The 25,987-nt window shown below is 56.9% G+C and carries 29 protein-coding genes; 14 read left to right on the top strand and 15 right to left on the bottom strand.

Features of this window, described 5'->3' with window-relative positions:
• Nucleotides 1–28 precede the first annotated feature (28 nt).
• The 4 genes from ACMGGM_RS01555 to ACMGGM_RS01540 all read left to right on the top strand — a co-directional run bounded on the left by ACMGGM_RS01555 (nucleotide 29) and on the right by ACMGGM_RS01540 (nucleotide 4,924).
• The gene (locus tag ACMGGM_RS01555) at nucleotides 29–1,681 is read left to right on the top strand and encodes an MFS transporter (RefSeq protein ID WP_059373443.1); all 1,653 of its coding nucleotides are present in this window, start codon (nucleotides 29–31) and stop codon (nucleotides 1,679–1,681) included.
• Nucleotides 1,682–1,703: 22 nt separating this feature from the next.
• Nucleotides 1,704–2,786 (top strand): HlyD family secretion protein, encoded by a 1,083-nt coding sequence (locus ACMGGM_RS01550; protein WP_063943103.1) that lies wholly within the window; start codon nucleotides 1,704–1,706, stop codon nucleotides 2,784–2,786.
• Nucleotides 2,783–4,162 (top strand): efflux transporter outer membrane subunit, encoded by a 1,380-nt coding sequence (locus ACMGGM_RS01545; RefSeq protein ID WP_050863022.1) that lies wholly within the window; start codon nucleotides 2,783–2,785, stop codon nucleotides 4,160–4,162. The genes ACMGGM_RS01550 and ACMGGM_RS01545 overlap by 4 nt, the downstream gene beginning before the upstream one ends.
• Before the next feature lie 102 nt (nucleotides 4,163–4,264).
• Nucleotides 4,265–4,924 (top strand): O-methyltransferase, encoded by a 660-nt coding sequence (locus ACMGGM_RS01540; RefSeq protein ID WP_048996323.1) that lies wholly within the window; start codon nucleotides 4,265–4,267, stop codon nucleotides 4,922–4,924.
• 70 nt (nucleotides 4,925–4,994) lie between these two features.
• Here ACMGGM_RS01540 and hrpA read toward each other — a convergent pair whose 3' ends face one another.
• A complete protein-coding gene (hrpA, locus tag ACMGGM_RS01535; protein WP_023330363.1) occupies nucleotides 4,995–8,897 on the bottom strand; it encodes an ATP-dependent RNA helicase HrpA in 3,903 nt (1,300 codons plus the stop codon).
• Nucleotides 8,898–9,102: 205 nt separating this feature from the next.
• Between hrpA and azoR the strand changes: the two genes are divergently transcribed.
• Together azoR and ACMGGM_RS01525 are read left to right on the top strand one after the other, a co-directional pair.
• The gene (azoR, locus tag ACMGGM_RS01530; RefSeq protein WP_008502313.1) at nucleotides 9,103–9,708 is read left to right on the top strand and encodes an FMN-dependent NADH-azoreductase; all 606 of its coding nucleotides are present in this window, start codon (nucleotides 9,103–9,105) and stop codon (nucleotides 9,706–9,708) included.
• An 89-nt stretch (nucleotides 9,709–9,797) separates the two neighbouring features.
• The gene (locus ACMGGM_RS01525) at nucleotides 9,798–10,484 is read left to right on the top strand and encodes an RluA family pseudouridine synthase (protein WP_023330362.1); all 687 of its coding nucleotides are present in this window, start codon (nucleotides 9,798–9,800) and stop codon (nucleotides 10,482–10,484) included.
• A gap of 7 nt (nucleotides 10,485–10,491) precedes the next feature.
• Here the strand turns inward: ACMGGM_RS01525 and ACMGGM_RS01520 are convergent, their stop codons facing one another.
• Nucleotides 10,492–11,031 (bottom strand): DUF2058 domain-containing protein, encoded by a 540-nt coding sequence (locus ACMGGM_RS01520; protein ID WP_032636630.1) that lies wholly within the window; start codon nucleotides 11,029–11,031, stop codon nucleotides 10,492–10,494.
• 299 nt (nucleotides 11,032–11,330) lie between these two features.
• Here ACMGGM_RS01520 and ACMGGM_RS01515 point away from each other — a divergent pair, with 299 nt between their 5' ends.
• Together ACMGGM_RS01515 and ACMGGM_RS01510 are read left to right on the top strand one after the other, a co-directional pair.
• Nucleotides 11,331–12,305 carry a DUF1852 domain-containing protein gene (locus ACMGGM_RS01515; protein WP_014883755.1) on the top strand — a complete coding sequence of 325 codons (975 nt, stop codon included), beginning with the start codon at nucleotides 11,331–11,333 and terminating at the stop codon, nucleotides 12,303–12,305.
• Between the two features lie 23 nt (nucleotides 12,306–12,328).
• The gene (locus tag ACMGGM_RS01510; protein WP_014883754.1) at nucleotides 12,329–13,357 is read left to right on the top strand and encodes a methionine synthase; all 1,029 of its coding nucleotides are present in this window, start codon (nucleotides 12,329–12,331) and stop codon (nucleotides 13,355–13,357) included.
• A 4-nt stretch (nucleotides 13,358–13,361) separates the two neighbouring features.
• Here the strand turns inward: ACMGGM_RS01510 and ACMGGM_RS01505 are convergent, their stop codons facing one another.
• On the bottom strand, nucleotides 13,362–14,294 hold the full coding sequence (locus ACMGGM_RS01505; protein ID WP_023330359.1) for a LysR family transcriptional regulator: 933 nt from the start codon (nucleotides 14,292–14,294) through the stop codon (nucleotides 13,362–13,364).
• A gap of 95 nt (nucleotides 14,295–14,389) precedes the next feature.
• Between ACMGGM_RS01505 and ACMGGM_RS01500 the strand changes: the two genes are divergently transcribed.
• Nucleotides 14,390–14,824, top strand: a complete 435-nt coding sequence (locus ACMGGM_RS01500) for a DMT family transporter (protein WP_014883752.1) — start codon at nucleotides 14,390–14,392, stop codon at nucleotides 14,822–14,824.
• Between the two features lie 3 nt (nucleotides 14,825–14,827).
• Nucleotides 14,828–15,286, top strand: a complete 459-nt coding sequence (locus ACMGGM_RS01495; protein ID WP_023330358.1) for a DMT family transporter — start codon at nucleotides 14,828–14,830, stop codon at nucleotides 15,284–15,286.
• 2 nt (nucleotides 15,287–15,288) lie between these two features.
• On the opposite strand, the gene ACMGGM_RS01490 is transcribed toward ACMGGM_RS01495, so the two are convergent.
• From ACMGGM_RS01490 to ACMGGM_RS01455, 8 genes are read right to left on the bottom strand one after another with little or no spacing between them, the layout of a single operon-like run.
• Nucleotides 15,289–15,816: a DUF3833 domain-containing protein gene (locus ACMGGM_RS01490; protein ID WP_014883750.1), complete on the bottom strand. Its 528-nt coding sequence runs from the start codon at nucleotides 15,814–15,816 to the stop codon at nucleotides 15,289–15,291.
• Entirely contained in the window at nucleotides 15,813–16,337 is a 525-nt protein-coding gene (locus ACMGGM_RS01485; protein ID WP_014883749.1) for a hypothetical protein, read from the bottom strand. Before ACMGGM_RS01485 ends, ACMGGM_RS01490 begins: the two co-directional genes overlap by 4 nt.
• Nucleotides 16,334–16,819, bottom strand: coding sequence for a DUF2878 domain-containing protein (locus ACMGGM_RS01480; RefSeq protein WP_014883748.1), 486 nt, complete (start codon nucleotides 16,817–16,819; stop codon nucleotides 16,334–16,336). Before ACMGGM_RS01480 ends, ACMGGM_RS01485 begins: the two co-directional genes overlap by 4 nt.
• On the bottom strand, nucleotides 16,816–18,036 hold the full coding sequence (locus tag ACMGGM_RS01475) for an SAM-dependent methyltransferase (RefSeq protein WP_014883747.1): 1,221 nt from the start codon (nucleotides 18,034–18,036) through the stop codon (nucleotides 16,816–16,818). The genes ACMGGM_RS01480 and ACMGGM_RS01475 overlap by 4 nt, the downstream gene beginning before the upstream one ends.
• Nucleotides 18,033–18,755 carry a DUF1365 domain-containing protein gene (locus tag ACMGGM_RS01470; RefSeq protein ID WP_014883746.1) on the bottom strand — a complete coding sequence of 241 codons (723 nt, stop codon included), beginning with the start codon at nucleotides 18,753–18,755 and terminating at the stop codon, nucleotides 18,033–18,035. Before ACMGGM_RS01470 ends, ACMGGM_RS01475 begins: the two co-directional genes overlap by 4 nt.
• A 1-nt stretch (nucleotide 18,756) precedes the next feature.
• Nucleotides 18,757–20,016: an NAD(P)/FAD-dependent oxidoreductase gene (locus ACMGGM_RS01465; protein WP_045135154.1), complete on the bottom strand. Its 1,260-nt coding sequence runs from the start codon at nucleotides 20,014–20,016 to the stop codon at nucleotides 18,757–18,759.
• Nucleotides 20,013–20,732: an SDR family NAD(P)-dependent oxidoreductase gene (locus tag ACMGGM_RS01460; RefSeq protein ID WP_045135153.1), complete on the bottom strand. Its 720-nt coding sequence runs from the start codon at nucleotides 20,730–20,732 to the stop codon at nucleotides 20,013–20,015. Before ACMGGM_RS01460 ends, ACMGGM_RS01465 begins: the two co-directional genes overlap by 4 nt.
• On the bottom strand, nucleotides 20,729–21,163 hold the full coding sequence (locus ACMGGM_RS01455; RefSeq protein WP_014883743.1) for a nuclear transport factor 2 family protein: 435 nt from the start codon (nucleotides 21,161–21,163) through the stop codon (nucleotides 20,729–20,731). The genes ACMGGM_RS01460 and ACMGGM_RS01455 overlap by 4 nt, the downstream gene beginning before the upstream one ends.
• Before the next feature lie 259 nt (nucleotides 21,164–21,422).
• On the opposite strand from ACMGGM_RS01455, the gene ACMGGM_RS01450 reads away from it, so the two are divergent.
• A complete protein-coding gene (locus ACMGGM_RS01450; RefSeq protein WP_045135163.1) occupies nucleotides 21,423–21,620 on the top strand; it encodes a hypothetical protein in 198 nt (65 codons plus the stop codon).
• Between the two features lies 1 nt (nucleotide 21,621).
• On the top strand, nucleotides 21,622–22,380 hold the full coding sequence (locus ACMGGM_RS01445) for a hypothetical protein (RefSeq protein WP_023330351.1): 759 nt from the start codon (nucleotides 21,622–21,624) through the stop codon (nucleotides 22,378–22,380).
• An 18-nt stretch (nucleotides 22,381–22,398) separates the two neighbouring features.
• Here ACMGGM_RS01445 and ACMGGM_RS01440 read toward each other — a convergent pair whose 3' ends face one another.
• Nucleotides 22,399–22,800, bottom strand: a complete 402-nt coding sequence (locus ACMGGM_RS01440; RefSeq protein WP_023330350.1) for a VOC family protein — start codon at nucleotides 22,798–22,800, stop codon at nucleotides 22,399–22,401.
• A 125-nt stretch (nucleotides 22,801–22,925) separates the two neighbouring features.
• Between ACMGGM_RS01440 and ACMGGM_RS01435 the strand changes: the two genes are divergently transcribed.
• A complete protein-coding gene (locus ACMGGM_RS01435) occupies nucleotides 22,926–23,078 on the top strand; it encodes a phosphoglycerate mutase (protein ID WP_117582027.1) in 153 nt (50 codons plus the stop codon).
• Nucleotides 23,079–23,093: 15 nt separating this feature from the next.
• Here ACMGGM_RS01435 and ACMGGM_RS01430 read toward each other — a convergent pair whose 3' ends face one another.
• A complete protein-coding gene (locus ACMGGM_RS01430; RefSeq protein WP_063943101.1) occupies nucleotides 23,094–23,672 on the bottom strand; it encodes a TetR/AcrR family transcriptional regulator in 579 nt (192 codons plus the stop codon).
• A gap of 104 nt (nucleotides 23,673–23,776) precedes the next feature.
• Between ACMGGM_RS01430 and ACMGGM_RS01425 the strand changes: the two genes are divergently transcribed.
• The gene (locus ACMGGM_RS01425) at nucleotides 23,777–24,244 is read left to right on the top strand and encodes a DUF1348 family protein (protein WP_014883739.1); all 468 of its coding nucleotides are present in this window, start codon (nucleotides 23,777–23,779) and stop codon (nucleotides 24,242–24,244) included.
• A gap of 40 nt (nucleotides 24,245–24,284) precedes the next feature.
• Here ACMGGM_RS01425 and ACMGGM_RS01420 read toward each other — a convergent pair whose 3' ends face one another.
• Together ACMGGM_RS01420 and ACMGGM_RS01415 are read right to left on the bottom strand one after the other, a co-directional pair.
• Nucleotides 24,285–24,824, bottom strand: a complete 540-nt coding sequence (locus tag ACMGGM_RS01420) for an ester cyclase (protein ID WP_063943099.1) — start codon at nucleotides 24,822–24,824, stop codon at nucleotides 24,285–24,287.
• 20 nt (nucleotides 24,825–24,844) lie between these two features.
• On the bottom strand, nucleotides 24,845–25,948 hold the full coding sequence (locus ACMGGM_RS01415) for an alkene reductase (RefSeq protein WP_045135150.1): 1,104 nt from the start codon (nucleotides 25,946–25,948) through the stop codon (nucleotides 24,845–24,847).
• Nucleotides 25,949–25,987: the final 39 nt, after the last annotated feature.

Below are 25,987 nucleotides of genomic sequence, written 5' to 3'. Positions count from 1 at the left end.
TTCCATTATTTCTAAGGTAAACAACGTTATGCGCCTGCCCGAACGCGATCCTTATGCTCCTCGCGAGTGGCAGCCACATGAGAAACCCGCTCTGCTGGGGTCGCCTTCCACACCTGAACACAGCACGCCCAAACGGATTGCCTACGGCGTCGTGGGCCTGCTGGTGTGCCTGACGGGGGCGCTGGGTAATGCGGTGGTGACCGCCAATCTGCAAAACCTGCAGGGCACCTTCGGCGCCTGGTCAACGGAAATCGCCTGGCTGCCCGCGGTCTATGTGATGACCAACATCTCCATCAACCTGCTGCTGGTCAAATTCCGCCAGCAGTACGGTCTGCGCGCCTTCACCGAAGGGTTTCTGGTGCTGTATGTGCTGGTCACCTTTTTTCATCTGTTTGTTAACGATCTCAGCTCAGCGCTGATGGTGCGCGCCGCGCACGGGATGGTGGCCGCCGCGCTCAGCTCGCTGGGGATTTACTACCAGATCCAGGCCTGGCCGGCGAAACATCGCCTGAAGGCGCTGACCATCGGCATTACCGGCTCGTCACTCGCCATTCCGCTGGCGCGGCTGTTTTCGACTGAACTGCTCCAGCTGGACGAGTGGCGCGGATTGTATTTCTTTGAACTGGGGCTGGCGCTGATCTCCCTGGCCTGCGTGATCGCGCTGAAGCTGCCGCCGGGCGACCGACGCAAGGTCTTTGAGAAGAAAGACTTTGTCACCTTCTTTCTGCTGGCGCCGGGCATGGCCTTGCTGTGCGCGGTGCTGTCGCTGGGACGTCTGGACTGGTGGTTTGAAGCGCCGTGGATCGGCTGGTCGCTGGCGTTATCGCTGGTGCTGATTGTGTCCGCCATCGTCTTTGAACATAACCGCACTAACCCGCTGCTGAATACCCGCTGGCTGTCGAGCGGCAGCATCGTCCGTCTGGGACTGATTATGCTGCTGATCCGCATCGTGCTGGCGGAGCAAAATACCGGGGTGATTGGCTGGTTACAGTATGTGGGATTACAGAATGAGCAGATGACCCATCTGGCGTGGTCCATTTTCGCCGGGATCGTCTGCGGGATCGTCACCAGCTGTCTCACCATCAAGCCCACAAAACTGGCGTGGCCGATTATCACCTCCCTGGCGCTGATGATCATTGCCTCGCTGCTGGACAGCCAGTCCAATAACCTGACCCGCCCGGACCAGCTGATGGTCAGCCAGTTCCTGCTTGGCTTCGGCAGCGCTTTCTTCCTCGCCCCGGCCATGCTGGCCGCCATTGGCGGAGTGATCGCCGACCCGCGTAATCTGGTCAGCTTCTCGGTCATGTTTGGCATGAGCCAGAACCTCGGCGGTCTGCTCGGGTCGGCGATCCTCGGTACTTTCCAGACCTGGCGTGAGAAGTACCACTCCAGCCTGCTGGCAGACCAGCTCACCACGCTCAACCCGCTGGTCAACGAGCGCATTCAGCTTTATACCCAGATGTATAAAAGCCTGATCGGTGACAGTTCGCTGTTGGGGACTCAGGCAATTACCCAACTACAAAGCGTCACCGCCCTTGAGGCAAACATTCTGGCTTACAACGATACTTATATTCTGACGGCAAGCATCGCTGCCGCCACGCTGGTCTGGATTTTATGGCGCTTGCTGCGTCTGCGCATCACTGCCCGTATGGCGCTGAAGAACGCCACCGGCAACAAGTAATTGAAAGAGTTCTGGAGAATTTATGAGTCAGCAGGATGCCACCAAAGAGCAGGCCAACACCCGCAAAAATGTGCGCATTGTTTCCGTTTTCACCGCCGCTGCCATCGGTCTTGTCGGCGTGCTGGTGATCCTTTACGCCTGGCAGTTACCGCCCTTTACCCGACACGTGCAGTTTACCGACAACGCCTACGTGCGGGGGCAAACGACGTTTATCAGCCCGCAGGTGAATGGCTATATCACAGAGGTGAAGGTTCAGGACTTTGTGCAGGTCAAAAAAGGCGATCTGCTGCTGCAGATTGATGACCGCATCTACCGTCAGCGGGTGCATCAGGCCGAGGCGCAGCTGGCGATGAAAATTGCCGCCCTGAATAATAACCTGCAGCAGCGTAAAAGCGCCGAAGCGACGATTGCCAAAAATGAAGCCGCGCTGAAAAATGCCCGCGCCCAGAGCCTGAAAACCCAGGCGGATTTGAAGCGCGTGAAGGATCTGACGGCGGATGGGTCACTTTCCGTTCGCGAACGCGATGCCGCCCTGGCAAGCGCGGCTCAGGGCAGCGCCGATATCGACCAGGCGAAAGCAACGCTTGAGATGTCGCGTCAGGATCTGCAGACGGTGATTGTCAATCGCGGGGCGCTGGAGGCGGACGTTGAGAACGCCAAAGCGGCGCTGGAGCTGGCGCAGATCGATCTGGAAAACACCCGCATTGTGGCCCCACGTGATGGCCAGCTGGGGCAGATTGCCGTGCGTCTTGGGGCGTATGTGACCGCCGGGACCCATCTCACCACCCTTGTGCCCCCCCAGCAATGGGTTATTGCCAATATCAAAGAGACCCAGCTCGCGGAGCTGCGCGTCGGTCAGCCGGTGAAATTCACCGTCGATGCCCTGAACGACAAAGCGTATCAGGGCCGCGTGGAGAGCATCTCTCCCGCAACCGGCGTGGAATTCAGCGCGATCACGCCGGATAACGCCACCGGGAACTTTGTCAAAATTGCCCAGCGAATTCCGGTGCGCATTGAGGTACTCGGTAAGCCAGAGGAATCCGCCCTGCTGCGTCCGGGCATGTCGGTGCAGGTAACAATTGATACGCGGGAGGCGAAACCATGATCCTGCGTCCTATTGCCGGACTGGTCGTGGCGGTGATGCTGGCCGGATGCCAGTCCGTCGACGTCAAACCGGCGCAGCCCACGCTGCACATTCCTGCGCAATGGCGGGCCACCTCGGGGCCAGCCAGCCCGACGGAACAGCTCTGGTGGCGTAACTTTCATGACAACCACCTGAACCGCTATGTGGACCAGGCGCTTAAGAATAACAGTGACGTGTTGATCGCCCGCGAACGGATAAACGAGTATCAGGCGCGGGTCTTTGCGGCCGATGGAAGCCTGTTTCCCTCGCTTGACGCGGGCGTCACGGGGACGCGCGCCCGTTCGCAATCCGCTGCGACCGGGTTGCCCGTCTACGGTACGGTGTACAGAGGCAGCCTGACGGCGAGCTACGACGTTGATATCTGGGGCGTCAACCGCAGCACGGCGAATGCCGCTCAGGCGTCGCTGGAGGCGCAAAAAGCCGCCGCTGCCGCCGCGGATTTGACCGTCGCCTCGTCCGTGGCTTCCGGGTACGTCACCCTGCTCTCACTTGACGAACAGCTGCGCGTGACTGAAGCCACGCTGAAGTCCCGCGAAGAGGCGTTTAACCTCGCGAAACGTCAGTTTGAAACCGGCTACAGTTCGCGCCTGGAGCTGATGCAGTCTGACTCCGAATTACGTTCAACGCGGGCGCAGGTGCCCGTGTTACAGCATCAGATTGCGCAGCAGGAAAATGCGCTTAGCCTGCTGCTGGGAAGCAATCCCGGCGCGGTAGCGCGCAGCGAAAGCTTTGCAAGGCTAACGCCGCTGAAGCTGCCGTCTCAGCTGCCTTCCACGCTTCTGAACCGTCGGCCGGATATCGTTCAGGCTGAACGCCAGCTGGTGGCGGCGGATGCCTCCCTTGCCGCGTCGCGCGCCAGCCTGCTGCCATCGATCAACCTGACCGCCACCGGATCGATTCAGGATCGTACCCTTTCTGGCCTGCTGGACAATCCGCTTCAGCTCTGGAGCGCCGGGGGCAGTATTCTTGCCCCGCTGCTGAACCGCCAGGCGCTGAATGCGCAGGTGGATATTTCCCAGTCCCAGCGTAACCAGGCGCTGTACGCCTATGAAAAAACCGTGCGTAACGCGTTTGCGGAAGTGAACAACAGCCTTGACGCCATTACGCGCTATCAGGAACAGCTGACGGAGCTACTCGCCCAGCAGGATGTGGCCCAGGAGACGCTGCGCATTGCGCAGAACCGCTATCGCAACGGCTATTCATCCTATCTGGACGTACTGGATGCGCAGCGCACGCTGTTCTCGGTCCAGACCAGCGTCGTGCAGGTGAAAAATAACCTGCTGCTGGCGCAGATCGATTTGTACAGGGCGCTGGGCGGCGGCTGGGGCAGTGCCTGAAAGCCTGCCCGGTGGCGCGTCGCTTACCGGGTCTACATTTCGCACCCGTAGGCCGGGTAAGGCGTAGCCGCCACCCGGCAATCCTTCCCAAGGAGTCAATCTATGCAACAACAGTGGTCTGCAGTAGATAATTTCATGATTTCTTCGCTGATCCCTGACGATGACGTACTGAGTCAGATCCTGGAAAACAACAAGCGCGCCGGGCTGCCCGAACACGACGTGGCGGCCAATCAGGGGCAGCTGCTGGCGCTGTTCGTGCGCATGACGCAGGCAAGACGCATTCTCGAGATCGGGACGCTGGGTGCCTATAGCTCAATCTGGATGGCGCGCGCCCTGCCGCCGGACGGAAAGCTGATTACGCTCGAGGCCGACCCGAGTCATGCCGACGTTGCGCGTCAGAATATTCACCTCGCGGGGCTGAACGATCGCATTGAACTGATTGAAGGCCCGGCGCTGAGCTCGCTCGAAAATTTTGGTGACGTTACGCCGTTCGACCTGATCTTTATTGATGCCGATAAGCCGAACAATCCCGGCTATCTGGAGTGGGCGTTGCACTATTCCCGTCCCGGTACGGTAATTATCGGCGATAACGTGGTACGCGAGGGTGAAGTCGTTAACGGGCAAAGCGACGACGCGCGCGTGCAGGGCGTGCGGCGTTTTATCGAGATGACTGGAGATAACCCGCGCTTAACCGCCACCGCGCTGCAAACGGTGGGGGTTAAGGGATGGGATGGGTTTACGCTGGCGATTGTGAACGGGTGAAAATTGTGCGGGCTGATGCCCTCACCCCGACCCTCTCCCACAGGGAGAGGGAGAAAATCGGGCAAGGCTTTTAGCCAGAGATCTGCTCCATCGCCTGCAGGATACGCTTATCCGAAATCGGATACGGCGTACCGAGCTGCTGGGCAAAGAAGCTGACGCGTAGCTCCTCGATCATCCAGCGGATCGCCTGCACGTCTTCATCGTCGCGGCGCGCCGGCGGCAGCTTGTTTAGCCACTGCTGCCACGCCTGCTGCACGCTTTCCACTTTCAACATCTGCGCGCGATCGCGGTGCGGGTCGATGGCCATTTTCTCCAGACGTTTTTCAATTGCCTGCAGATAGCGCAGCGTATCGCCGAGACGGTTGAAGCCGTTGCCGGTGACAAAGCCACGATACACCAGCCCCGCCATCTGCGCCTTCACGTCCGACAGCCCCAGCGCCATGGTCATATCCACGCGCCCCTTCAGGCGCTTGTTGATGTTGAACACGGCGGTGAGGATCTGCTCGACCTGTTTGGCAATCTCCACCACGGTGTCGTTAAGCTCCGCGCGGACCTTTTCATGAAGCTGAGCAAAGCCCTCTTCCGTCCAGACCGGACCGCCCGCCTCGTGGATCAATTTGTCCACGCCGCAGGAGATGCAGTCGTCAATCAGATCCAGCACTTTGCCGTACGGGTTAAAGTACAGACCCAGCTTGGCCTTGTTCGGCAACTTCTCGTGCAGGTACTTGATCGGCGACGGAATGTTCAGCAGCAGCAGGCGACGCAGCCCGCGCCACATCATCTGCTGCTGTTCCTGCGGGTTATCAAACAGCTTGATCGCCACGCTGTCGCGCTCGTCCACCAGCGCTGGCCAGGCTTTCACCTTATAGTTACCGCGTTTTTGCTCGTAGCTTTCCGGAAGCTGACCAAAACTCCAGATATGCAGCCCGCTCTGCTCGATACCGTCGTCCGCCACCGCAGAGAGCGTCTCCTGGACTTTCCCTTTCAGCGCCTCTTTTAGCTCGCTCAGGGAACGCCCTTCCAGCAGCTTTTTGTTTTTATCATCCACCACGCGGAAACTGATTTTCAGGTGATCGGGTACCTGTTCCCAGTTCCAGTCTTCGCGGTCAATGGTGGTGCCTGTCATGCGGCGGAATTCTCGCTCCAGCGCGTCCAGCAGCGGCAGCTCCAGCGGCGTGACGCGGCCCAAAAACGCTTCCGCGTAGTTCGGCGCAGGCACAAAATTACGCCGCACCGGTTTCGGCAGCGATTTAATCAGCGCAATGACCAGCTCGCGGCGCAGGCCGGGGATCTGCCATTCAAACCCGCTCTCGTCGACCTGGTTTAACAGCGGCAGCGGAATGTGGACGGTCACGCCGTCCGCATCGGCCCCCGGTTCAAACTGATAGGTCAGACGCAGCTTGAGATTGCCCTGATGCCAGAAGTTCGGGTAGTCGAGCTTGCTGACCGACTCCGCCCCCTCTTTAATCAACATGCTCTTTTCAAAATTGAGCAGGTCCGGCGTCTCTTTACTGGCCTTCTTCCACCAGCTGTCAAAGTGGCGGGCGGAAATCACATCGTGACTGATGCGCTGATCGTAGAATTCGAACAGCGCCTCGTCGTCTACCAGGATGTCGCGACGGCGGGATTTATGCTCAAGCTCTTCCACTTCGGCGCGCAGCTTCAGGTTTTCGCGGAAGAACGCATGGCGCGTCTGCCAGTCGCCCTCCACCAGCGCGTGGCGGATAAACAGCTCGCGGCTGAGCGCCGGGTCAATCTGGCTGTAGTTGACCTTACGCGCGGCCACCACCGGCAGGCCATAAACGGTCACCTTCTCGGTCGCCATCACTGCCCCCTGCGCACGCTCCCAGTGTGGTTCACTGTATGAGCGTTTCAGCAGATGCTGCGCGACTGGCTCAACCCATTCCGGGTCGATCCGCGCGGCAATGCGTCCCCACAGGCGGCTGGTTTCCACCAGCTCGGCCACCATGGTCCACTTCGGCGGCTTCTTGAATAAGCCGGAACCGGGGAAGATGGAGAAACGGGCATTGCGCGCGCCGGTATACTCCTGCTTCTCTGCGTCCTTCATCCCAATGTGGGACAGCAGGCCGGTCAGCAGCGCGATATGAATTTCACGGTACTCCGCCGGCTCACTGTTCACCGGAATGCCCAGCTCTTTCACCACCTGGCGCAGCTGGGTGTAGATATCCTGCCACTCGCGCACGCGCAGGTAGTTGAGGAAATCCACGCGGCACTGGCGGCGGAACTGGTTCGAGGAGAGCGCTTTCTGCTGCTCGCCGAGATAGTTCCACAGGTTCACGAAGGCGAGGAAATCGGACTCTTTGTCGTGGAAGCGACGGTGTTTTTCATCTGACGCCTGCTGTTTATCCATCGGACGCTCGCGCGGATCCTGAATGGAGAGCGCAGAGGTGATAATCATCGCCTCGCGCACGCAGCCGTGCTTCTGGGCTTCCAGCACCATGCGCGCCAGACGCGGGTCGACCGGCAACTGGCTGAGCTGACGACCCAACGGCGTCAGTTTATAGACCGTAGCCTGCTCGTCGGTGGTAATGGCCCCCAACTCTTCCAGCAGGCGGACACCGTCCTGAATGTTGCGTTTGTCCGGCGCTTCCACGAACGGGAACGCCGCGATGTCGCCCAGCCCCAGGGCGGTCATCTGCAGGATAACGGACGCCAGGTTGGTACGCAGAATTTCCGGGTCGGTAAACTCCGGGCGCGACAGGAAATCGTCTTCGGAATAGAGACGAATACAGATCCCTTCCGACACACGACCGCAGCGGCCTTTACGCTGGTTGGCCGACGCCTGAGAAACCGGCTCTATTGGCAGGCGTTGCACCTTGGTGCGGTAGCTGTAGCGGCTGATACGCGCCGTGCCCGGGTCGATCACGTATTTGATCCCCGGTACGGTCAGCGAGGTTTCCGCCACGTTGGTCGCCAGCACAATGCGGCGTCCGCCGTGCGGCTGGAACACGCGGTTCTGCTCGCTGTTCGACAGGCGCGCGTACAGGGGCAGGATCTCCGTATGACGCAGATCGCGCTTGCTGAGCGCATCGGCGGTGTCGCGAATTTCGCGCTCGCCGCTCATAAAGATCAGAATGTCGCCCGCACTTTCGTTGCCCAGTTCGTCGACAGCGTCGAAGATGGCCTGGAGCTGGTCGCGCTCGGTATCATCCGCCTCTTCGACAATCGGGCGATAGCGCACTTCCACCGGGTACGTGCGTCCTGACACTTCAATTATCGGCGCATTGTTGAAATGCTTCGAGAAGCGCTCCGGGTCGATGGTCGCGGAGGTGATGATGATTTTCAGATCCGGACGACGCGGCAGCAGTTCTTTCAGGTAACCGAGCAGGAAGTCAATGTTCAGGCTGCGCTCGTGCGCTTCGTCGATGATGATGGTGTCGTACTGCATCAGCAGGCGATCCTGCTGGATTTCCGCCAGCAGGATACCGTCAGTCATCAGCTTGACCATGGTGTTATCGCTGACGTGGTCGCTGAATCGCACCTTGTAACCGATGCAGCCACCCGGCTCGGTTTGCAGCTCTTCGGCAATACGGTTCGCCACGGTACGCGCCGCCAGACGACGCGGCTGGGTGTGGCCAATCAGACCTTTCACCCCGCGCCCCAGCTCCATGCAGATTTTCGGCAGCTGAGTGGTTTTCCCCGAACCGGTTTCCCCTGCGACAATTACTACCTGGTGGTCGCGCACGGCTTCCAGGATGTCCTGTTTTTTCTGACTGACAGGCAGGTTTTCCGGGTAGGTAATTGCCGGACGTGCAGCTTCGCGCAGCACAACTTTCCCTGCTGCCTGTTCAATCTCTTTCGCCATCTCCTGATAAATGGCCTGTTGTGCATCAGGATTTTTAACCTTCTTCACGCCGTGCAGACGACGCGCAAACCGCTGTTTATCGCGCAGCATCAGGGCATCAAGCCTTTGAAGGAGCATCGGGAAGGTGATTTTTTGGTGTTCTGTCATAGCGTTAATGGGCAGTGCTCTGCCGGGTAAAATCTCTTTTTAATGATTGCTATAGAGTACCACATTGACGCTTTCTGCGCCTTATTCAAAAAATTCGAACATAGACTTCGATATATTGCGCTATCTCTGTGGCAGGATTGTGAATAGAGTGTCAACAAGCAACGGGGCAACCCCCTTCAATCAAATGCAAAAACAGGAATCACCCATGAGCAAAGTATTAGTGTTGAAATCCAGTATTCTGGCAGGGTACTCTCAGTCTGGTCAGCTGTCTGATTATTTCGTTGAACAGTGGCGTGAACAGCATTCCGCTGACGAAATCACCGTGCGCGACCTGGCGGCAAACCCTATTCCTGTGCTGGACGGTGAACTGGTTGGCGCGCTGCGTCCGAGCGATGCTCCGCTGAGCCCGCGTCAGCAGGAAGCCCTGGCCCTGTCCGACGAACTGATTGCTGAGCTGCAGGCGCACGACGTTATCGTGATTAACGCCCCAATGTACAACTTCAACATCCCTACTCAGCTGAAGAACTACTTCGACCTGGTGGCGCGTGCTGGCGTAACCTTCCGTTACACTGAAAACGGCCCTGAAGGTCTGGTGAAAGGCAAGCGTGCGATCGTACTGACCAGCCGCGGCGGTATCCATAAAGACACCCCAACCGACCTGGTTGCGCCGTACCTGAGCCTGTTCCTGGGCTTCATCGGCATCACTGACGTGAACTTCGTGTTCGCGGAAGGCATCGCTTACGGTCCTGAAGTGGCGACGAAAGCGCAGACCGACGCGAAAGCCGCGATCGACAGCCTGGTTGCCGCCTAAGATTTCCCCCTCTCACCGCCCGGTGGGAGGGTTTTTCTTTTCTGCACATTTCGTTATCATCCGCTCCCACTCTCCAGCCGGGCGGCCTGATGTCTGCGATTATTGATTCTTTTATTGCCCCACCGTGTCATGACGACATCGAGATCCTCTGGCAGGATGAACATCTGCTGCTGATCAATAAGCCTTCCGGTCTGCTCAGCCTCTCGGGGAAAAATCCGCAAAACCTTGATTCTGTCCATTATCGTCTGGTTCAGACGTTCCCGGGCTGCACGCTGGTACATCGTCTCGATTTCGGCACGTCCGGGCTGATGGTGATTGCGCGTAATAAAGCGATCAATGCGGCGCTCTGCCAGCAGTTCAGCCAGCGCAGCGTGGAGAAAGTTTACAGCGCCCTGCTTTGCGGACATCTGGAAAACGATGAGGGCGTGATAGATGCCCCGATTGCCAAAGATCCGGCGCTGTTCCCGCTGATGTCAATCTGCGCCATTAACGGTAAACCCGCCCGCTCCCGCTATCGGGTGGTGGAACGTTTTTATCAGGGAACGGGAGTGCCGTTAACGCGGGTGACGCTTACCCCGGAAACCGGGCGAACCCATCAGCTGCGTATTCATTGCCAGCAGCTGGGGCACCCGATTCTGGGCTGCGATCTGTATGGCGGTCTTGACGCGCCGGGGGCGGAAATTACGCCCCGGCTGATGCTGCATGCCTGCGAGCTGAATTTTATTCATCCGGTGAGCGGCGAGCCGGTTACTGCCCGTCACACCGCCCCGTTCTGACGGCGGTTTACCACATCAAATCGTCAGGGATTTTGAAGTCCGCGTAGGGATCGTCTTCATCCTGCTCTTCCTGACTGAGCGCGCTGTTTAACACAATGCAGTCGGCATCACGCTGGGCAATTTTATCGGCCACGACTGCCGGGATAATCGCGTATTCACAGTCGCCGCTGGCGTTAATCACCAGACGGGCAATCGCCAGACGGCCGTTGATCAGCTGAGTCTGGGTTTGCTTGTCGACGTCGAGTTTTTTGATCAGATTACCGTCAGTGAAGTTAAAGGTGATATTGCCTTTCGCCACGGTGATGCGGTTCATCTCAATCAGCTGCTTCACCTGTGCTTTAAACTCTTTTGCCAGCACGGCCTGCTTCTGCTGTTCGCTGAGCTGCTTGTCACGCTCGATCTGCGCTTTTTTATTCTCTTCTACTGCTTCGCGCGCCTCACGAGCCTGAACGCGTGATTTCTTTGCCGTACGCTGCACTTTCGCCGCTTTCTTGCTGCTAACGAGGCCCGCTTTCAGCATCTGCTCTTGTAAGGTGAGTTTTGTCATGATCGTTTCTAAACCGGTTGGAAATTTTGGGGATTATAGCGGGAATTGAACAGAAATAAAAAAAAGCCAATCCTCTACAGCGGGTTAACGGCAACGGCAAAGCACATATACGACGCTGCACCGTAGGCCGGGTAAGCGCAGCGCCACCCGGCAAGAAGGCAGCGACACGCGAGTATCACGCTTCATGAACTTCGCTCATGTTGCAGTGAAATTAAGTCACTTCCCCTGCGCCGCGGGGTCAGGCATAAATTATGCATCGGTAACTTCTTAGCAACATGAACTTAGGATGCATAACGACAATGAGCAAAGCTTTCACCTATACCCTTAAGCGCAGTTGCTTCGATGAGAATTACAACCCGTCAGAAAATACGCGTACCACCACCAACTTTGCCAACCTGGCGCGCGGAGAAAAGCGTCAGGAAAACCTGCGCAATACCCTGGTGATGATCAATAACCGCTTCAACGCACTGGCGCGCTGGGATAACCCCAACGCCGATCGCTACGCGGTTGAGCTTGAAATTATCTCTGTCGATCTGAACATTGGTGCGGATAAGCCGTTCCCGGCCATTGAGATATTGCAAACCACCATCGTCGACAAGAAAAACAACCTGCGTATCCCGGGGATTGTCGGCAATAACTTTTCGTCTTACGTGCGGGATTATGATTTCAGCGTTCTGCTGCTGGAACATAACAAGAACCAACAGCACTTCAGCGTTCCGGAAAAGTTTGGTGAATTGCACGGCAACATATTCCGCCATTTTGTGAGTTCGCCGGAATACAAAGAGAACTTCAGAAAAGGACCGGTGATCTGCCTCAGCGTTTCCAGCAAAGACACCTACCGCCGCACCGGCAACCAGCATCCTGTACTTGGCATTGAGTATCAGCCGGATGGCGAGTCATTAACGGAACTGTACTTTGCCAAAATGGGCCTGAAGGTGCGCTATTTCATGCCAGAAAACAGCGTGGCGCCTTTTGCGTTCTTTTATACCGGTGATTTGCTGAATGATTACAGCAATCTTGAACTGATCGCCACCATCAGCACGATGGAAACGTTTCAGAAAATCTATCGCCCGGAAATTTATAACGCCAACTCGTCGGCGGGACTGTGCTTCCGACCGGATCTGAACCAGCAGGATCACTCATTCACCAAAATTGTTTATGACCGTGAAGAACGAAGCCGTCTGGCGATTGAACAGGGTCGATTCACCGAAGAATACTTTATTAAGCCTTATAAACACATTCTTGAGCAGTGGTCTGATAACTACACGCTTTAATTCATCAAAATAGGTCTTTTATTATGAAAACATTGCTCCCGACGTCTACGGCTGGCAGCCTGCCTAAGCCGACCTGGCTTGCACAACCTGAAACGCTGTGGTCTCCGTGGAAATTAGAGGATCAGGAATTACTGGCAGGAAAACAGGATGCGCTGCGTTTGTCACTGGATGAGCAGATCCGTGCGGGAATCGACATTGTCAGCGACGGCGAACAGACCCGCCAGCACTTCGTCACCACCTTTATCGAACACCTGAGCGGCGTGGATTTTGAAAACCGCCAGACGGTACGCATTCGTAACCGTTATGACGCCAGCGTGCCGACCGTGGTTTCTGCTGTGGCACGTCAGAAACCGGTATTCGTCGACGATGCAAAGTACCTGCGCCAGCTCACGGATAAGCCGATCAAATGGGCCCTCCCCGGACCGATGACCATGATCGACACCCTTTACGACGCGCACTATAAAAGCCGCGAAAAGCTGGCCTGGGAATTCGCCAAAATCCTCAATCAGGAAGCGCGGGAGCTAGAGGCTGCAGGCGTGGATATTATCCAGTTCGACGAACCGGCATTTAACGTCTTTTTTGACGAGGTCAACGACTGGGGCATCGCCGCGCTGGAACGCGCCATTGAAGGGCTGAAGTGCGAAACTGCGGTCCATATCTGCTATGGCTACGGCATCAAAGCCAATACCGACTGGAAAAAAACGCTCGGCTCTGAGTGGCGCCAGTACGAAGAGGCTTTCCCTAAGCTGCAGACCTCGAACATCGACATTATCTCTCTGGAGTGCCACAACTCCCGCGTGCCGATGGATCTGCTGGCGCTGATCCGCGGTAAAAAAGTGATGGTTGGCGCGATTGATGTGGCAACGAACACCGTTGAAACGCCGGAGGAAGTCGCCGATACCCTGCGTAAAGCGCTGCAGTTTGTCGATGCCGACAAGCTTTACCCTTCGACCAACTGCGGTATGGCCCCCCTTTCCCGTCACGTCGCAAACGGTAAGCTGCGAGCCCTCAGCGCAGGCGCAGAGATTATCCGCAAAGAGCTCGGCGCGTGATCCTTTACGTTTGCCAGTACGGCGGCGTACCAAAGCGTTCGACGTAATAATCAATCACCGCCCTGACGTTCAGGGGCGGATGACGTGCATGTGGATAGATCGCCGCAATGTTCAGCGGCTCCGTGTTGATCGCACACGCCATTTCCGGCAGAAGTGCGACAAGCTCTCCCCGCTGGAGCCTGTCGCCAATCAGCCAGTCCGGAAACAGGACGATCCCCATCCCGCCAAGCGCGGCAGTGAGCAACGACTCCGCATTATTGGATGTCATCCGCGCCACCACCGGATAGTGTATCCAGTTCTCCCCCTCGCGACGCACCAGCCAGCGGTTAGGCCCGGACGAACCGCGATAGACCAGACATTGATGATCGCTCAGCGTGGCCGGATCGTCCGGCACACCGTGTTTGCGCAGATACGCGGGCGACGCGGCAAGGTGGTAACGCTGCTGACCAAAAATGCGGGCGTGGAACGTCGAGTCCGTCAACATGCCAATGCGAAAGATAAGATCGGCCGCATCCCGGTGCGGGTCGATAAAGTCATCGGTCAGCGTGAGCTCAATGTTTAACCGCGGATAACGCTCGGTCAGCTCCGCCAGGCCTGGCGCAACATGCCTCTGCCCAAAAAATACCGGCCCATTAATGCGAATTGTGCCGGATGGTTCCGACGAACGTTCATCCAGCTCACGCCGCGCCTCTTCGACGTTTTCGACCATCGCCCGGGCATAGCGGATAAACAGATGACCACTTTCGGTGGGGATCACCGCGCGCGTATTGCGGTAGAACAGCTGCTGACCGAGGGCATCCTCAAGCTGGTGAATAACGCGCGATATCTGTGAGGCTGATATCCCCTGCCGCCGCGCGACGACGGAGAAATTCTGCGCTTCATAGACCTCAATAAAGATCAGCAGCGCGCGGACGTTGATATTACTGGCATCGAACATTAATGCATTTCCTGCAAAGGTGTTTCCTGCATTATGGCATTTTTCTCACTGGACGACCGACGTAATCTTCTTCGCCTTAAAACGGAGGAAGCGTTATGCAGTTTGTGTTGATTTTACTGGTGATAGCCGGAGGGATGGGTCTCTCCATCGAGGCGGGGTTACTGGGGCCACTGGGGGGCGAAGTGGGCGACTTATGGGCCACGTTCAGCATTTTTGGGGTCGGTGCCGCGCTGACGTTTTTACTGATGCTGTTTTTTAGCCCGCGTAACAGCCCCTCGTTTTTTGCCCAGCCCGGCTGGCAGTTGCTCGGCGGCGTGCTCGGCCCGGTGTACGTGGTCATCCTGACCGTTGCGACACCCGCCATCGGCATCGCAATGACCATGATTGGGATTTTGGCCGGTCAGGTCTTTAAAAGCCTGATCATTGACCACTACGGTCTGCTGGGCTCGCCGCACAGAAAGATAAATGCGAAGCGCATTATTGCACTGGGGTTCATCATTGCGGCACTGGTTCTGGTCGCACAGGGGTAACGTATGACACTGATTATGATTCTTCTCGCCGTTTGCGGCGGCGCTACGCTGAGCATTCAGGCCGCGATTAACGGACAGCTCGGCAGCAGCGTGGGGGTATTCAAAAGCGCGTTTCTGACCTTTTCCGTCGGCGCACTGGTGACCGCCCTGCTCATATTTTTCTTTGAGCCTAAGCATGCGGTCACGCTGCTGGACGTACCCAAATGGCAGCTCCTCGGCGCGATGTTTGGCGTGCCCTATATCGTGATTATGGTGCTTGCCGTACAGCGCATCGGCACCGCCGTCGCCACGGTGGCGGTGATATTCGGCCAGCTCACCATGAGCATGTTGATAGATAACTTTGGCTGGTTGGGTAATCCCGCTATTCCCTTTTCGCCGAGCCGTCTGGGCGCGGTTATCTGCCTGGGGATTGCGCTGTATTTCATCTACTCGAGCAGCAAAATCTACAGCGCCCGCGACTAGACTCACGTCTTCCGGGTAAAGAACAGCGTCACCGTGGCGACGGTGACGCCAAATTTCTTCATCTCGGTTTTATTAAACAGATGGGTCTCATCCTGAAGGTACATCCAGTCGTCAAACTTCAGTAGCCAGCTACTGCCGTTGGCTTTGACCTTCATGCTGTAATGCCAGTTAAAGGCGTTACCTGCCGCCTGCCCCGTAGCGACCCCTTCGATATCCCCCGCCGTTCCCTCGTAGCGATCGTTCCCCAGCCTGCGGATGTGCCATACCCGCTGTTGCTTCTCGCCATCGTCATACACGAAGTGCTCATTGAGCGTCAGCGTATCGCCGATAACATCCCCGGCAATCTCCACGTGAAAGCGGCGGATCTGTTTACCGCTGCGATCCTGCACCATGCCCCACGCTTCGGTTTTCCCCTGGAAGTAGTCGAAGATATCAAGCCGTGGCTGCTGCTGGCGATACTCGGCCACCTCTGTGCTACAGCCTGCCAGCAGCATGGTCAATGCCAGCACCATCATCAGGAAACGTTTCATTTTTGTCCTCCAAGTAACTGCTGACGCAGTTCAGGATATTGCGTGCGGGGATCGAGCCAGATGGCCAGAAAGCGCGTGCTGAATGCTTCTGACTGGCGCGGGCCAAGTGGAATAAAGCTTTTCTGCGTTGCTGACGCGCGGTACCAGAACTGTCCCTGCTTATCATCGAGGACAAACGCCAGCTGTGAGCCCGGCCGGACATCCGGCCACAGCGAACGAAGCATCTGTAACCAGCCTTCGCTTTGCGGCTCCCGCTGCAAAATCCCCTGCGCCTGCCACTGATCGCGCGTGGCCTCCACCAGTTCATCACGTTCAATGTCGCGCGCGTAGGTGATAATCAACGCCTGATCCTGATCCGCCGCGCGGTAGCGACCGTCCGGCGTGCGCAGCTGGGAGGTATAAACCGTAAACGGGCCCCAGGTGAGCGTGGCGTCACCCACCTTACGCCAGGCCAGCCAGTCGGCGGCGTGGGCCGCAGGGATCACCATCGTCAGCCAAAGGAGGAAAACCGCTGCTCTCATTTTTGTCTCCCCATCAGCAGGTGGAAAAACAACATTAATACCAGCCAGCCCGGCACCATCCAGCTGACGACGATAAAGGTCGGCTCCTGAAAGGTGATAGCACCCAGCCGCTCGCCAATCAGGTACGCCACCGGCCCTCCCACGGCGGCCAGCAGCGTCAGCAGCCAGCCGGGTAACGTGGTCGTGCGCGCAAGCTGTGTCCAGACGGTGGCGAACATCAGCCACAATGCCACCATCCATAGCGGCATCAGGGACTCGCCGGTGAAGGCAATCAGCCCCGTCAACGCCCAGAGCGCATCCAGTACGCTGCCCGCTGCCGCCAGACCGATGGCGTAAAGGCGGTATACCGGCGGCAAAAACAGGCAGGCGAGCACCGCCAGCGCAAGCCAGATAATCAGGCCCTGCTCACGAAAGATCACCACCAGCGCCCAGTAAAGATCGAACCCGACGGCCAGCAGAAAGACCTGAAGATAACGTCTCATACGCGTTCGGCGGTCAGTTGCACCACGCTGATGGTGCGGGCGTTAAACCCGGCTTCGCAGTAGCCAAAGTAGTACAGCCACATACGGCGGAACCGTTCGTCGAAGCCGAGCTTTTCAATCTCCTGCCAGGCATGAACAAAGCGCTGCCGCCAGTGGGCCAGCGTGCGGGCATAGTCTGGCCCCATGTCAAAGAGGTTACGGACCACAAAATCGGTATGGCGCGTCATCAGCTCATTCATCGCTGTGATGCTCGGCAGGAAGCCGCCGGGGAAAATGTAGCGCTGGATAAAATCGACGCTTTTGCTGTAGTCGCGGTAGCGCTGGTCCTGAATGGTAATGGCCTGAATCGCCATCCGGCCACCCGGGCGCAGCCGCGCCTGACAGGTTCGGAAGAACACGGGCAGATAGCGTTGCCCGACGGCTTCAATCATCTCTATCGAGACCAGCTTGTCGTACTGCCCGGTGAGGTCGCGATAATCACAAAGCAGAACCTCAACGCGGTCCTGCAACCCGGCGCGGGCGATCCGCTCGGTTGCCCAGATATACTGCTCCTGCGACAGCGTGGTGGTGGTTACCCGACAGCCGTAGTGACGTGCCGCGTATTCCGCCATCGCCCCCCAGCCGGTACCGATTTCCAGCAGGTGATCGGACTCACACAGCGCCAGCTGTTCGCACAGACGCGCCATTTTGGCCTGCTGCGCCGCCGTGAGATCCTGCTCATCCGCAGTAAACAGGGCGCTGGAGTAAAGCAGCTCCTTATCCAGAAAATGTGAATAAAAGGTATTGCCCAGGTCGTAATGCGCGGCAATATTTTCACGCGCCTGGGCCCGGGAATTGCGCCGCGTCCAGTGGCGCAGCCGCTCCAGCGGTCTACCGAGCAGCCGGAACCCTTTCTCCAGACGGCCAAGCACCTCGCCATTAAGGGCCAGGATTTCCAGAAGCGGCGTGAGTTGCGTGGTTTCCCATTCGCCATCCATCCAGGCTTCTGCGGCGGCAAGGCTCCCGCCCGTTAAGACGCGCCAGTAGACGCCGGGCGCGAGGATCTGAATGTCGGCGTGCAGCGCGGAGGATGTCTCGCCAAAATGGAATGTCTGTGCCCCTTCACGCAGCGTGAGCGAGCCGCCACGAATACCGCTTAACAGACGGAAAAGCAGCCAACGCGCAATGCGGACGTTGCGCGGGATATCGGGTTCTAGCGCAAAGACGGGATCGGTCATGAGCGTTCACTCCTGCTGACGGGATGGTTATGCAGCGGCACGCGCTTGAGCCACAGCCTCAGCGCCTGCCAGTAAATAGCGAAAACGGTTTTCAGGGTCATCAGTGGAATGCGCAGCAGTAACGCACGCAGTGCCGGACGCGTCAGAGGCTCCCGGCGTAGCGCCAGCGTGGCGTCAAACACCTTCGCGTCCTGATGATTTTCAATGTGCATATGCAAGGTGTTATCCGGGTTGTTGAAGCGCCAGTGGTAGATCATGTCCATTGGGTTGAAGGGGGAAACGTGAAACGCTTTTTCCGTCGGCTGCGCGTCCTGTCCGTTGACGGCATAGTAATGCCGCTCGTTCCACGGCGTGTTGCGGACCTCCGCCAGCACCCAGCCCAACGTCCCCTTCTCGTCATAGCAGTAGTAAAAGTTGACCGGATTGAAATGAAACCCGAAATAGCGCAGCTGCGTCAGGAGCATGACTCGTCCGCCGGGACGTTCTCCGGTGAGCCCCTCCAGCGTGTTCAGGACGTTCTCTTTGAGCGGCGTACCCAGCGGATAGTCCGTGTCATAAAACGCGGCGGCGGCGAAGCGATTGCGCCGTACGCCGACGTCAGCCAGCAGCGGCAGTTCATCCAGATCCAGCCAGGCCATAAAGACGCTGTAGCGAAATTCGTGGGTTTTCGGCTGGAGGCGGCGGTGGCGTAATACGCCGTGATAGAGGCAGCTGTTCATCTTAGTTCCCCTCTCCGGCCGCGATCGCGTTGACCACGTCCAGCGCGCTGCGCACGCCATCCTCGTGAAAACCGTTGTACCAGTAAGCCCCGCAGAACCAGCTTCGCTGGTGACCGTTGATCTCACCGCGACGCGCCTGCGCCCGCCAGCTTTGCGGGTTAAATAGCGGATGTTCATAAACAAAGCGCTGTAACACGAAGCGTTCATCCACCGGCGTTTCCGGGTTCAGGGTGACGCAGAACAGAGGGCTCCCCTCTGGCAGCCCTTGCAGAATGTTCATGTTGTAGGTGACGCAGGCGCTGGCCTGCTCATGCTCGCTCAGGCGGTAGTTCCAGCTGGCCCACGCGCGCTTGCGTACCGGCAGCCAGCGCGGATCGCTGTGCAAAATTACCTCGTTGCGCTGCCAGCCGATATCCCCCAGCACCTCGCGCTCTGCTGGCGTCGGCGCCTCAAGCATGGCCAGCGCCTCGGCGGAGTGGCAGGCAAAAATCACCTGATCGAAGGTATGGCTGGCGTTTTCGAGCTGAAGCGTGACCCCGTCTTTGTGGCGGCTGACACGCTGCACCGGCGCGTTCAGGCGTAACGTCAGGCGGTCGCCCAGCTTTTCCAGCATGGCGCGGATGTACTCCCGCGAGCCGCCCGGTACCACGTACCACTGCGGACGATGGGTAATATCCAGCAGACCATGATGATTAAAAAAGCGCAGGAAGAGCGGCAGCGGGAAACGCTTCATCTCCTGCAACGACGACGACCAGATGGCGGCGCCCATCGGCAGAATGTAGTGGCGCGCAAAAAACGGCGTGAAGCCATGCTGTTGAAGAAACGTCTCCAGCGTAGCGTGCGGATCCACGTCCCCTTCCAGCGCCTGTTTTGCCAGCCGATTAAAGCGGACGATCTCTCCGAGCAGACGCCAGAATGCCGGATTCACCAGATTTCGGCGCTGGGCAAACAGCGATGTCAGGGTGTGTCCGTTGTACTCCAGCCCCGTCTGGGGGTTGTGCACCGAAAAGCTCATCTGCGTTTTTTGCCCGCTGATGCCGAGCTCGCTGAGCAGGCCCATAAAGCGCGGATAGGTCCGGTCGTTGTAGACGATAAAGCCGGTATCAATCGCCCAGTTGCCCTGTGGCGTCGAGACATCTACCGTTGCGGTATGGCCGCCAGGCGTGGCTCCCGCTTCAAACAGGGTCACCTGATGGTGACCGGCCAGCCGCCAGGCGCAGGTCAGCCCGGCAATTCCGCTGCCGATAATCGCAATCTTCATGAACGTACCATCCTGCGCAGCAGTGTGCGCTGCAAAAACGCGGGTAGCCTGGAGAGCAGCCGCAAAATGAAGCCGAACCGGGTGGGAAACGCGATGTGCATTTTCCCTTTCGCCAGTCCGGAACGGATCGCCTTGACCGCCTCGTCAACGCTCACCCTGCCCGGCATGGCGAAATCGTTTTTGCGCGTCAGGGGGGTATCGACAAAGCCTGGGGAGATCACCGTGACGGCAATCCCTTTGGGCTCCCAGTCCAGGCGCAGACTGTCCGCAAACCAGCTCAGCGCGGCTTTAGACGCGCCGTAGGCTTCTGCCCGCGGGAACGGAAGCCAGTGGGCCATCGAACTCACCAGCACCACGCGGTTGCCGGCAGCCAGCTGCGGCTGCAACGCGGCAAGACAGTTCACCGGGCCGAGGAAATTGGTGTTCATAACCCGCTCCACCAGCGCCGCGTCCACTACGCCCCGATCGAGGTACTCGCAGGTACCGGCGCAGAGAATAACCAGATCGGCGTAAACGCCGCTCAGCGCCTGGCGACAGGCGTCCCTGTCTGTCATATCGAACAGGCGAACCGTGAGATTGGGGCAGGTCTGATGCAAGGCTTCAAGGCGCGCAGGATCCCGCCCACAGGCAATCACGTGGTACCCCTCCGCAGCGAAGGAGGTCGCCAGCCCGGCGCCAATACCCGAGCTTGCGCCGGTGATCAGTACCGTTTTCATGATTTCACCCTCCGCTTCACGCCGCGTACCGCCCAGCCCAGCAGCGGAAGATGTTCGTAGATCATCTCTCCCGCATCGTAGTAGTCGCGCTGACGCGTGATAAGACCCTTTTCCGTGTCCACCACCGAACAGCCCGGCAGTTCGAGCGGGTCCCCTCCGGCGATGCGCGGGTGCGACCAGTGCATCACCCAGGTCACAACAAAGCGGTTTTCACTGCACAGCGGTGGATCAATGGTAAAACGGCAGTTTTCGACATTCGCCAGCAGATGGGTGAAATAGCGCTGAAGCGCAAAGATACCGTCGTGCTCGCCGAACGGATCGATTAGCGTGGCATCCGAATGATAAAGCCCGACCAGTGCGGAGGGCGGCTGGCTATCCAGTGCGCTGTAGTACTCAACAAACCGACTCACGACAGAGGGCAAAGTGCTCATGGGTCACATCCTGGCTGTAAACAACGTGGCGTAATCGCATAATTAAAACTTACACAATTAACGTTATTTGTCCAAGTTTGTGCATATCTATTTTTAATATTTCAAATATATCAATAAGTTAATGTCAGACCAAAAACTGTCTTTTGTAGGCCGGGTAAGGCGTAGCCGCCACCCGGCTTTGTTTTTTCAGTTTAAACTTAAGGCAAATCTCCCAATCTTCTTCCAGGCTTATTCTTTTAAATTCATAAGGATGCCTGACGTGAGACGTTTCTTTTTCTCATTTTTCTCAAGCCCTGAATCCTTGCTGCAGGTGATGAGTCAGCAGGAGATCATCGAAGCCGTGGAGGATGGTGACCGCATCATCATCGACCAGGACGGGAATGCATCGGTGAACTACAAAAGCAATGAGGTACGGCAGGATTTTCTGCGGCACGTCAACGCGCTGAAGAGGGCCTGATATGGGAACGGCGATATTTATGGTGCTGATGGTGTGCGGGTACTGGTACACCAGTCGCGATCTGTCGACGCGCTTTAAAATCAAGCGCTCTTTCGGCTGGGACGTCTATTTCCTTGTTGCGCTTTATGGCTGTATTTTCGTGCTCCAGGGCGTGGTTGCCACGGGACTGCTTTGGCTCCTGCTTCTCGCCCTTTCTGCCGCCAATAACGCCTTTCACTTTGCCTCACCGAAATATACCGACTGGCAAATCGACTTTATGAACTGGAGTTTTTTAGGCATTCAGGCGCCTGTGGTCGTGATGCTGGCGTTTGCCATCCTGTTTTGCCTCTATCGCTCCAACTGGGCAGGCAGCGCCAGGCTGGACGGTGAAAGCCGGAAAAAGCTCTACAAACGGCTTGCCCAGTCGAGCGGTATTGAACAACTGCTCTATCAGTGTATGGAGCAAGGCGAGCTGGCGCAGGTGACGCTTCGGTCGCGGCGGATATATATCGGCATGATCCACACCGCGACGCTGGAATACGAAAACACGGCCAATATTGTGCTAATACCGATGTTAAGCGGGTACAGAGACGAGAAGACAATGAATTTGCGCATCGAGAATAATTACAGCAAGTGGTATGCGGAGCATGACATTACGCTCGACTCCGAACCCCGCAGCGCTATGTCATTCCGAAAGGTGATTTTACTCAATCAGATAGAGAGCCTGTCACTGTTCGATCCCGCCAGCGCCAGCGCGCTTTCTCTGGCGCAGCGGGAGTGACCAATATTCTGGTGCGATTCAGCCCTGGGCCTTTTGAAAGAGGTCCCAGCGGTTGCCGTAGAGATCTTCAAACACCACCACCGTACCGTACTCTTCCTCACGAGGTGCTTCACAGAAATGAACGCCTTTTTCTTTCATGGCATGGTAATCGCGCCAAAAATCATCCGTCTGAAGGAACAGGAAAACACGGCCACCGCATTGATTGCCGATAAAGGCTTCCTGCCTCTCATTAGAAGCTCGTGCCAGCAGAATATTGCAGTCGCTTTCCGGATTTGGCGTGACGACGACCCAGCGTTTATCCTGCTGCGGCGTGTCCTCGACAAGGGTAAACCCCAGCTTGTCGGTGTAGTATTCAATTGCACGATCGTAGTCATCAACCACAATAGCCACGCACCCCAGACATCGCTTCTGTGTTCTCATTTTCCGTTTCCTTTACCCTGAATGGTTATGCCCAGCGCATTCCCACAGAATAAGCGCGCATAAAAATATTTTATAGATCGGTTAGCGTCGCAAAAATCCGTGCCGCTAAGGCGGCGGGGATCCTGATGAAGGCAGCGAAGGATGCCGACGCACCCGTCCTGCTGATGGGACACGGAATTATCAACCGGTATATTGCGAAAGAACTGCTCGCATCAGGCTGGAAAGAACAGACCCGCCCCCGTACCGGTTACTGGGGTGCGGGTGTTTACAGCCGTTAAGCCCCCCGGAAAAGCTTATTTTTCCATTAACTGTTCCAGACCGCGTGATAACGAGTGGAGGACAGCATCCGTCTCCACGCCCATTTGCGCATGAATAATGGCGCCGTCAATAAGCAACATGATTTCGTTGATCACGCGCTCATCAGTGACCTTCGTCAGCGACGTAATCATTTTCTTTGTTTCGAGTTTATGGTCACGGCATATCGCCTTTATTTCACTTTCAATATCTTCAGACTTCGCCTCAGCACTGGCGTTAATAAACGCGCAGCCGTGAAACTCGGGTGAAACAAACCATTCGTAAAGCGTGGCAGATAATGCCTCTGACGATGTCTGACCGGCGTTGAGATTACGCCGCAATGAGGCTTCAAACCAGTTCATCCATATTTCATGCCGATAGTTCAAATAGGCGAGAATCAATAAACTTTTACTCGGAAAGTGGCGATAGAAAGTTACCTTGGTCACTTTCGCCTCTTTAATCAACGTATCCACGCCCGTTGCCTTGAAGCCCGTGGAATAAAAGAGATCGTGAGCGGTATGTAATATTTTATCCCTGACGCTGATTTTTGTCTCGTTGCTTGCGGGTTCTGTTTTCATTTTTCGGCAGCCTCAAAAAGGGATGTTGACAACGTTATTTTTCAGGCATAGATTAACGCAAGTAGACAGATCTGTCTACATAATATCACACTGAGGTAATCGCCATGAATACACGCCCTCCTTTACCGCCCTTCACCCGTGAAAGCGCCATCGAAAAAGTCAGACTCGCCGAAGACGGCTGGAACAGTCGCGACCCGGCAAAAGTCGCGCTGGCCTATTCGCTGGATACCCAATGGCGCAACCGCGCAGAATTCGCCACCAACCGTGAAGAAGCGCAGGCGTTTCTGGAACGGAAGTGGAAAAAAGAGCTGGGTTACCGCCTGATTAAGGAGCTCTGGGCATTTACGGATAACCGGATCGCGGTGCGCTATGCTTATGAATGGCATGATGATTCCGGCAACTGGTACCGTTCCTACGGCAATGAAAACTGGGAGTTTGAAGCGGACGGGTTGATGAAGCGTCGTTTTGCCTGCGTGAACGATATGCCAATAAAAGAATCTGAGCGACTGTTCCACTGGCCGCAGGGCAGACGCCCGGACGATCACCCCTCGCTGAGCGATCTGGGGTTATAGGATTTTCGCATCACTCCGGGGCGCCCCCGGAGTGATGAATTTACAGTGCGCCCAGCTGTTTCATCAGCGTCAGGTTGTCCTCAATATGCCAGTTAACCACAATTTTACCGTCATTAATTTCATAGATATCCGTGGCGATAAAATCTATTTTCTGCCCCTTTCCTTTTAGCTCGCCAAATGTTCCGGTAAACGTGCCGTGAAAATGTAAATGGGAGACCACACGATTACCGGAAATAACCATCTGCTCAACGTCACAGCGCAAATCAGGTACGGCAGTACGAAATGCCCGGGAGGCTAAAATAGCGCCCTCGGGTCCCTGCTTACGCCCTTCCGGCGGCGTTTTATCAATAAAGTTAACTGCAAGCGCTTCACGCGCCAGAGACGGCGTCCCCGTATTCCAGAACGTTGCATATTTTCTGGCTGCAGCCTCATTCGCGGCTAATTGCGCCTGCGGCAGGCTTTTATCGACAATCAGCTGCTGTGGTTTCACCCACTCCTCCTGCGCCGAATAAGCAGCGCCCGACAGACCGATAAAAATAAGCGGCAATAAGGCAGAACGAAAACAGGTCGAATAGTTCATTATTTTCTCTCGATAATTTATCAGGATAACGGCAAGGTGGGATAATCGGTATATCCCGTCGCACTGCCACCAAACAGCGTGGCGGGATCGCGCACCTGGGCCAGCGGCAACTTGTGCGCCAGCCGGTGAGGTAAATCCGGGTTGGCAATAAATGGCCTTCCGAAGGCAATTAAATCGGCATAGCCAGCCGTAAGTATTTGTTCGGCTTTGTTAAGGTCATAGTTGCCCGCGACGATAAGGGTTCCGCTAAACGTCTCGCGCAGGGATTGACGGAAAGTGTCGGGTACCTGCGGCGCGTCGTCCCAGTCGGCTTCCGCCAGGTGGATGAATGCTATCCCGTGTTGTTCGCACCAGGCCGCCAGAGCGAGGATGGCATCGATCACCTGCGGGTCATTCATCCCCCGCTGGGTAATAAACGGCGAAAGGCGGATGCCCGTACGCTCGGGCCCAATGGCCTCCGCAATCGCGTTCAAGACCTCCTGGGCAAAGCGGATCCGGTTAGCAAGCGTGCCGCCATACTCGTCCGTGCGTTTATTGGAGGTTTGACGCAGGAACTGGTCAATCAAATAGCCGTTTCCGCCGTGAACTTCCACGCCATCAAAGCCGGCCTGGACGGCATTCAGTGCCGCCTGGCGATAGTCCGCGATGATGCCGTGAATGTCTTTGCGCGTCAGCGTTCTTGGCTGCGGGCAGTCAACCATTTGGCCTTCGCCCTTTTCGTTCACCACCCACACTTTCGCGTCCGGTGCCAGCGCTGACGGGGCCACGGGCAGACCATCCTGATGAAAACTGGCGTGCGACATTCGCCCGACGTGCCAGAGCTGAGAAAAAATCACCCCGCCCGCCTGATGCACGGCCCCCGTCGTGAGTTGCCATCCTGAAACCTGCTCCGGCGAATGGATGCCGGGAGTCCAGGAGTATCCCTGGCCCTGCGGGGAGATCTGGGTGGCTTCGGTGATGATTAAACCCGCGCTGGCCCGCTGCCGGTAGTATTCCGCCATCAGCGACGAGGGAATATTGCCTGGCTGAAGGGAACGCGCGCGGGTCATTGGCGCCATAACGATACGGTTTTTCAGGTCCTGCTGACCCAACCGGTAACGGTCAAAAAGTGAGGAACGGTTCATGTTTTCATCCCTTATGGTTTGGATGAAATCACTTTACAG

The organism is Enterobacter sp. BNK-14 (assembly GCF_047456095.1).
In the GTDB taxonomy this organism is placed as follows: domain Bacteria; phylum Pseudomonadota; class Gammaproteobacteria; order Enterobacterales; family Enterobacteriaceae; genus Enterobacter; species Enterobacter kobei.
The sequence above is the reverse complement of the archived record's forward strand: the minus strand, read 5'-3'. Positions and strand labels throughout refer to the sequence as shown.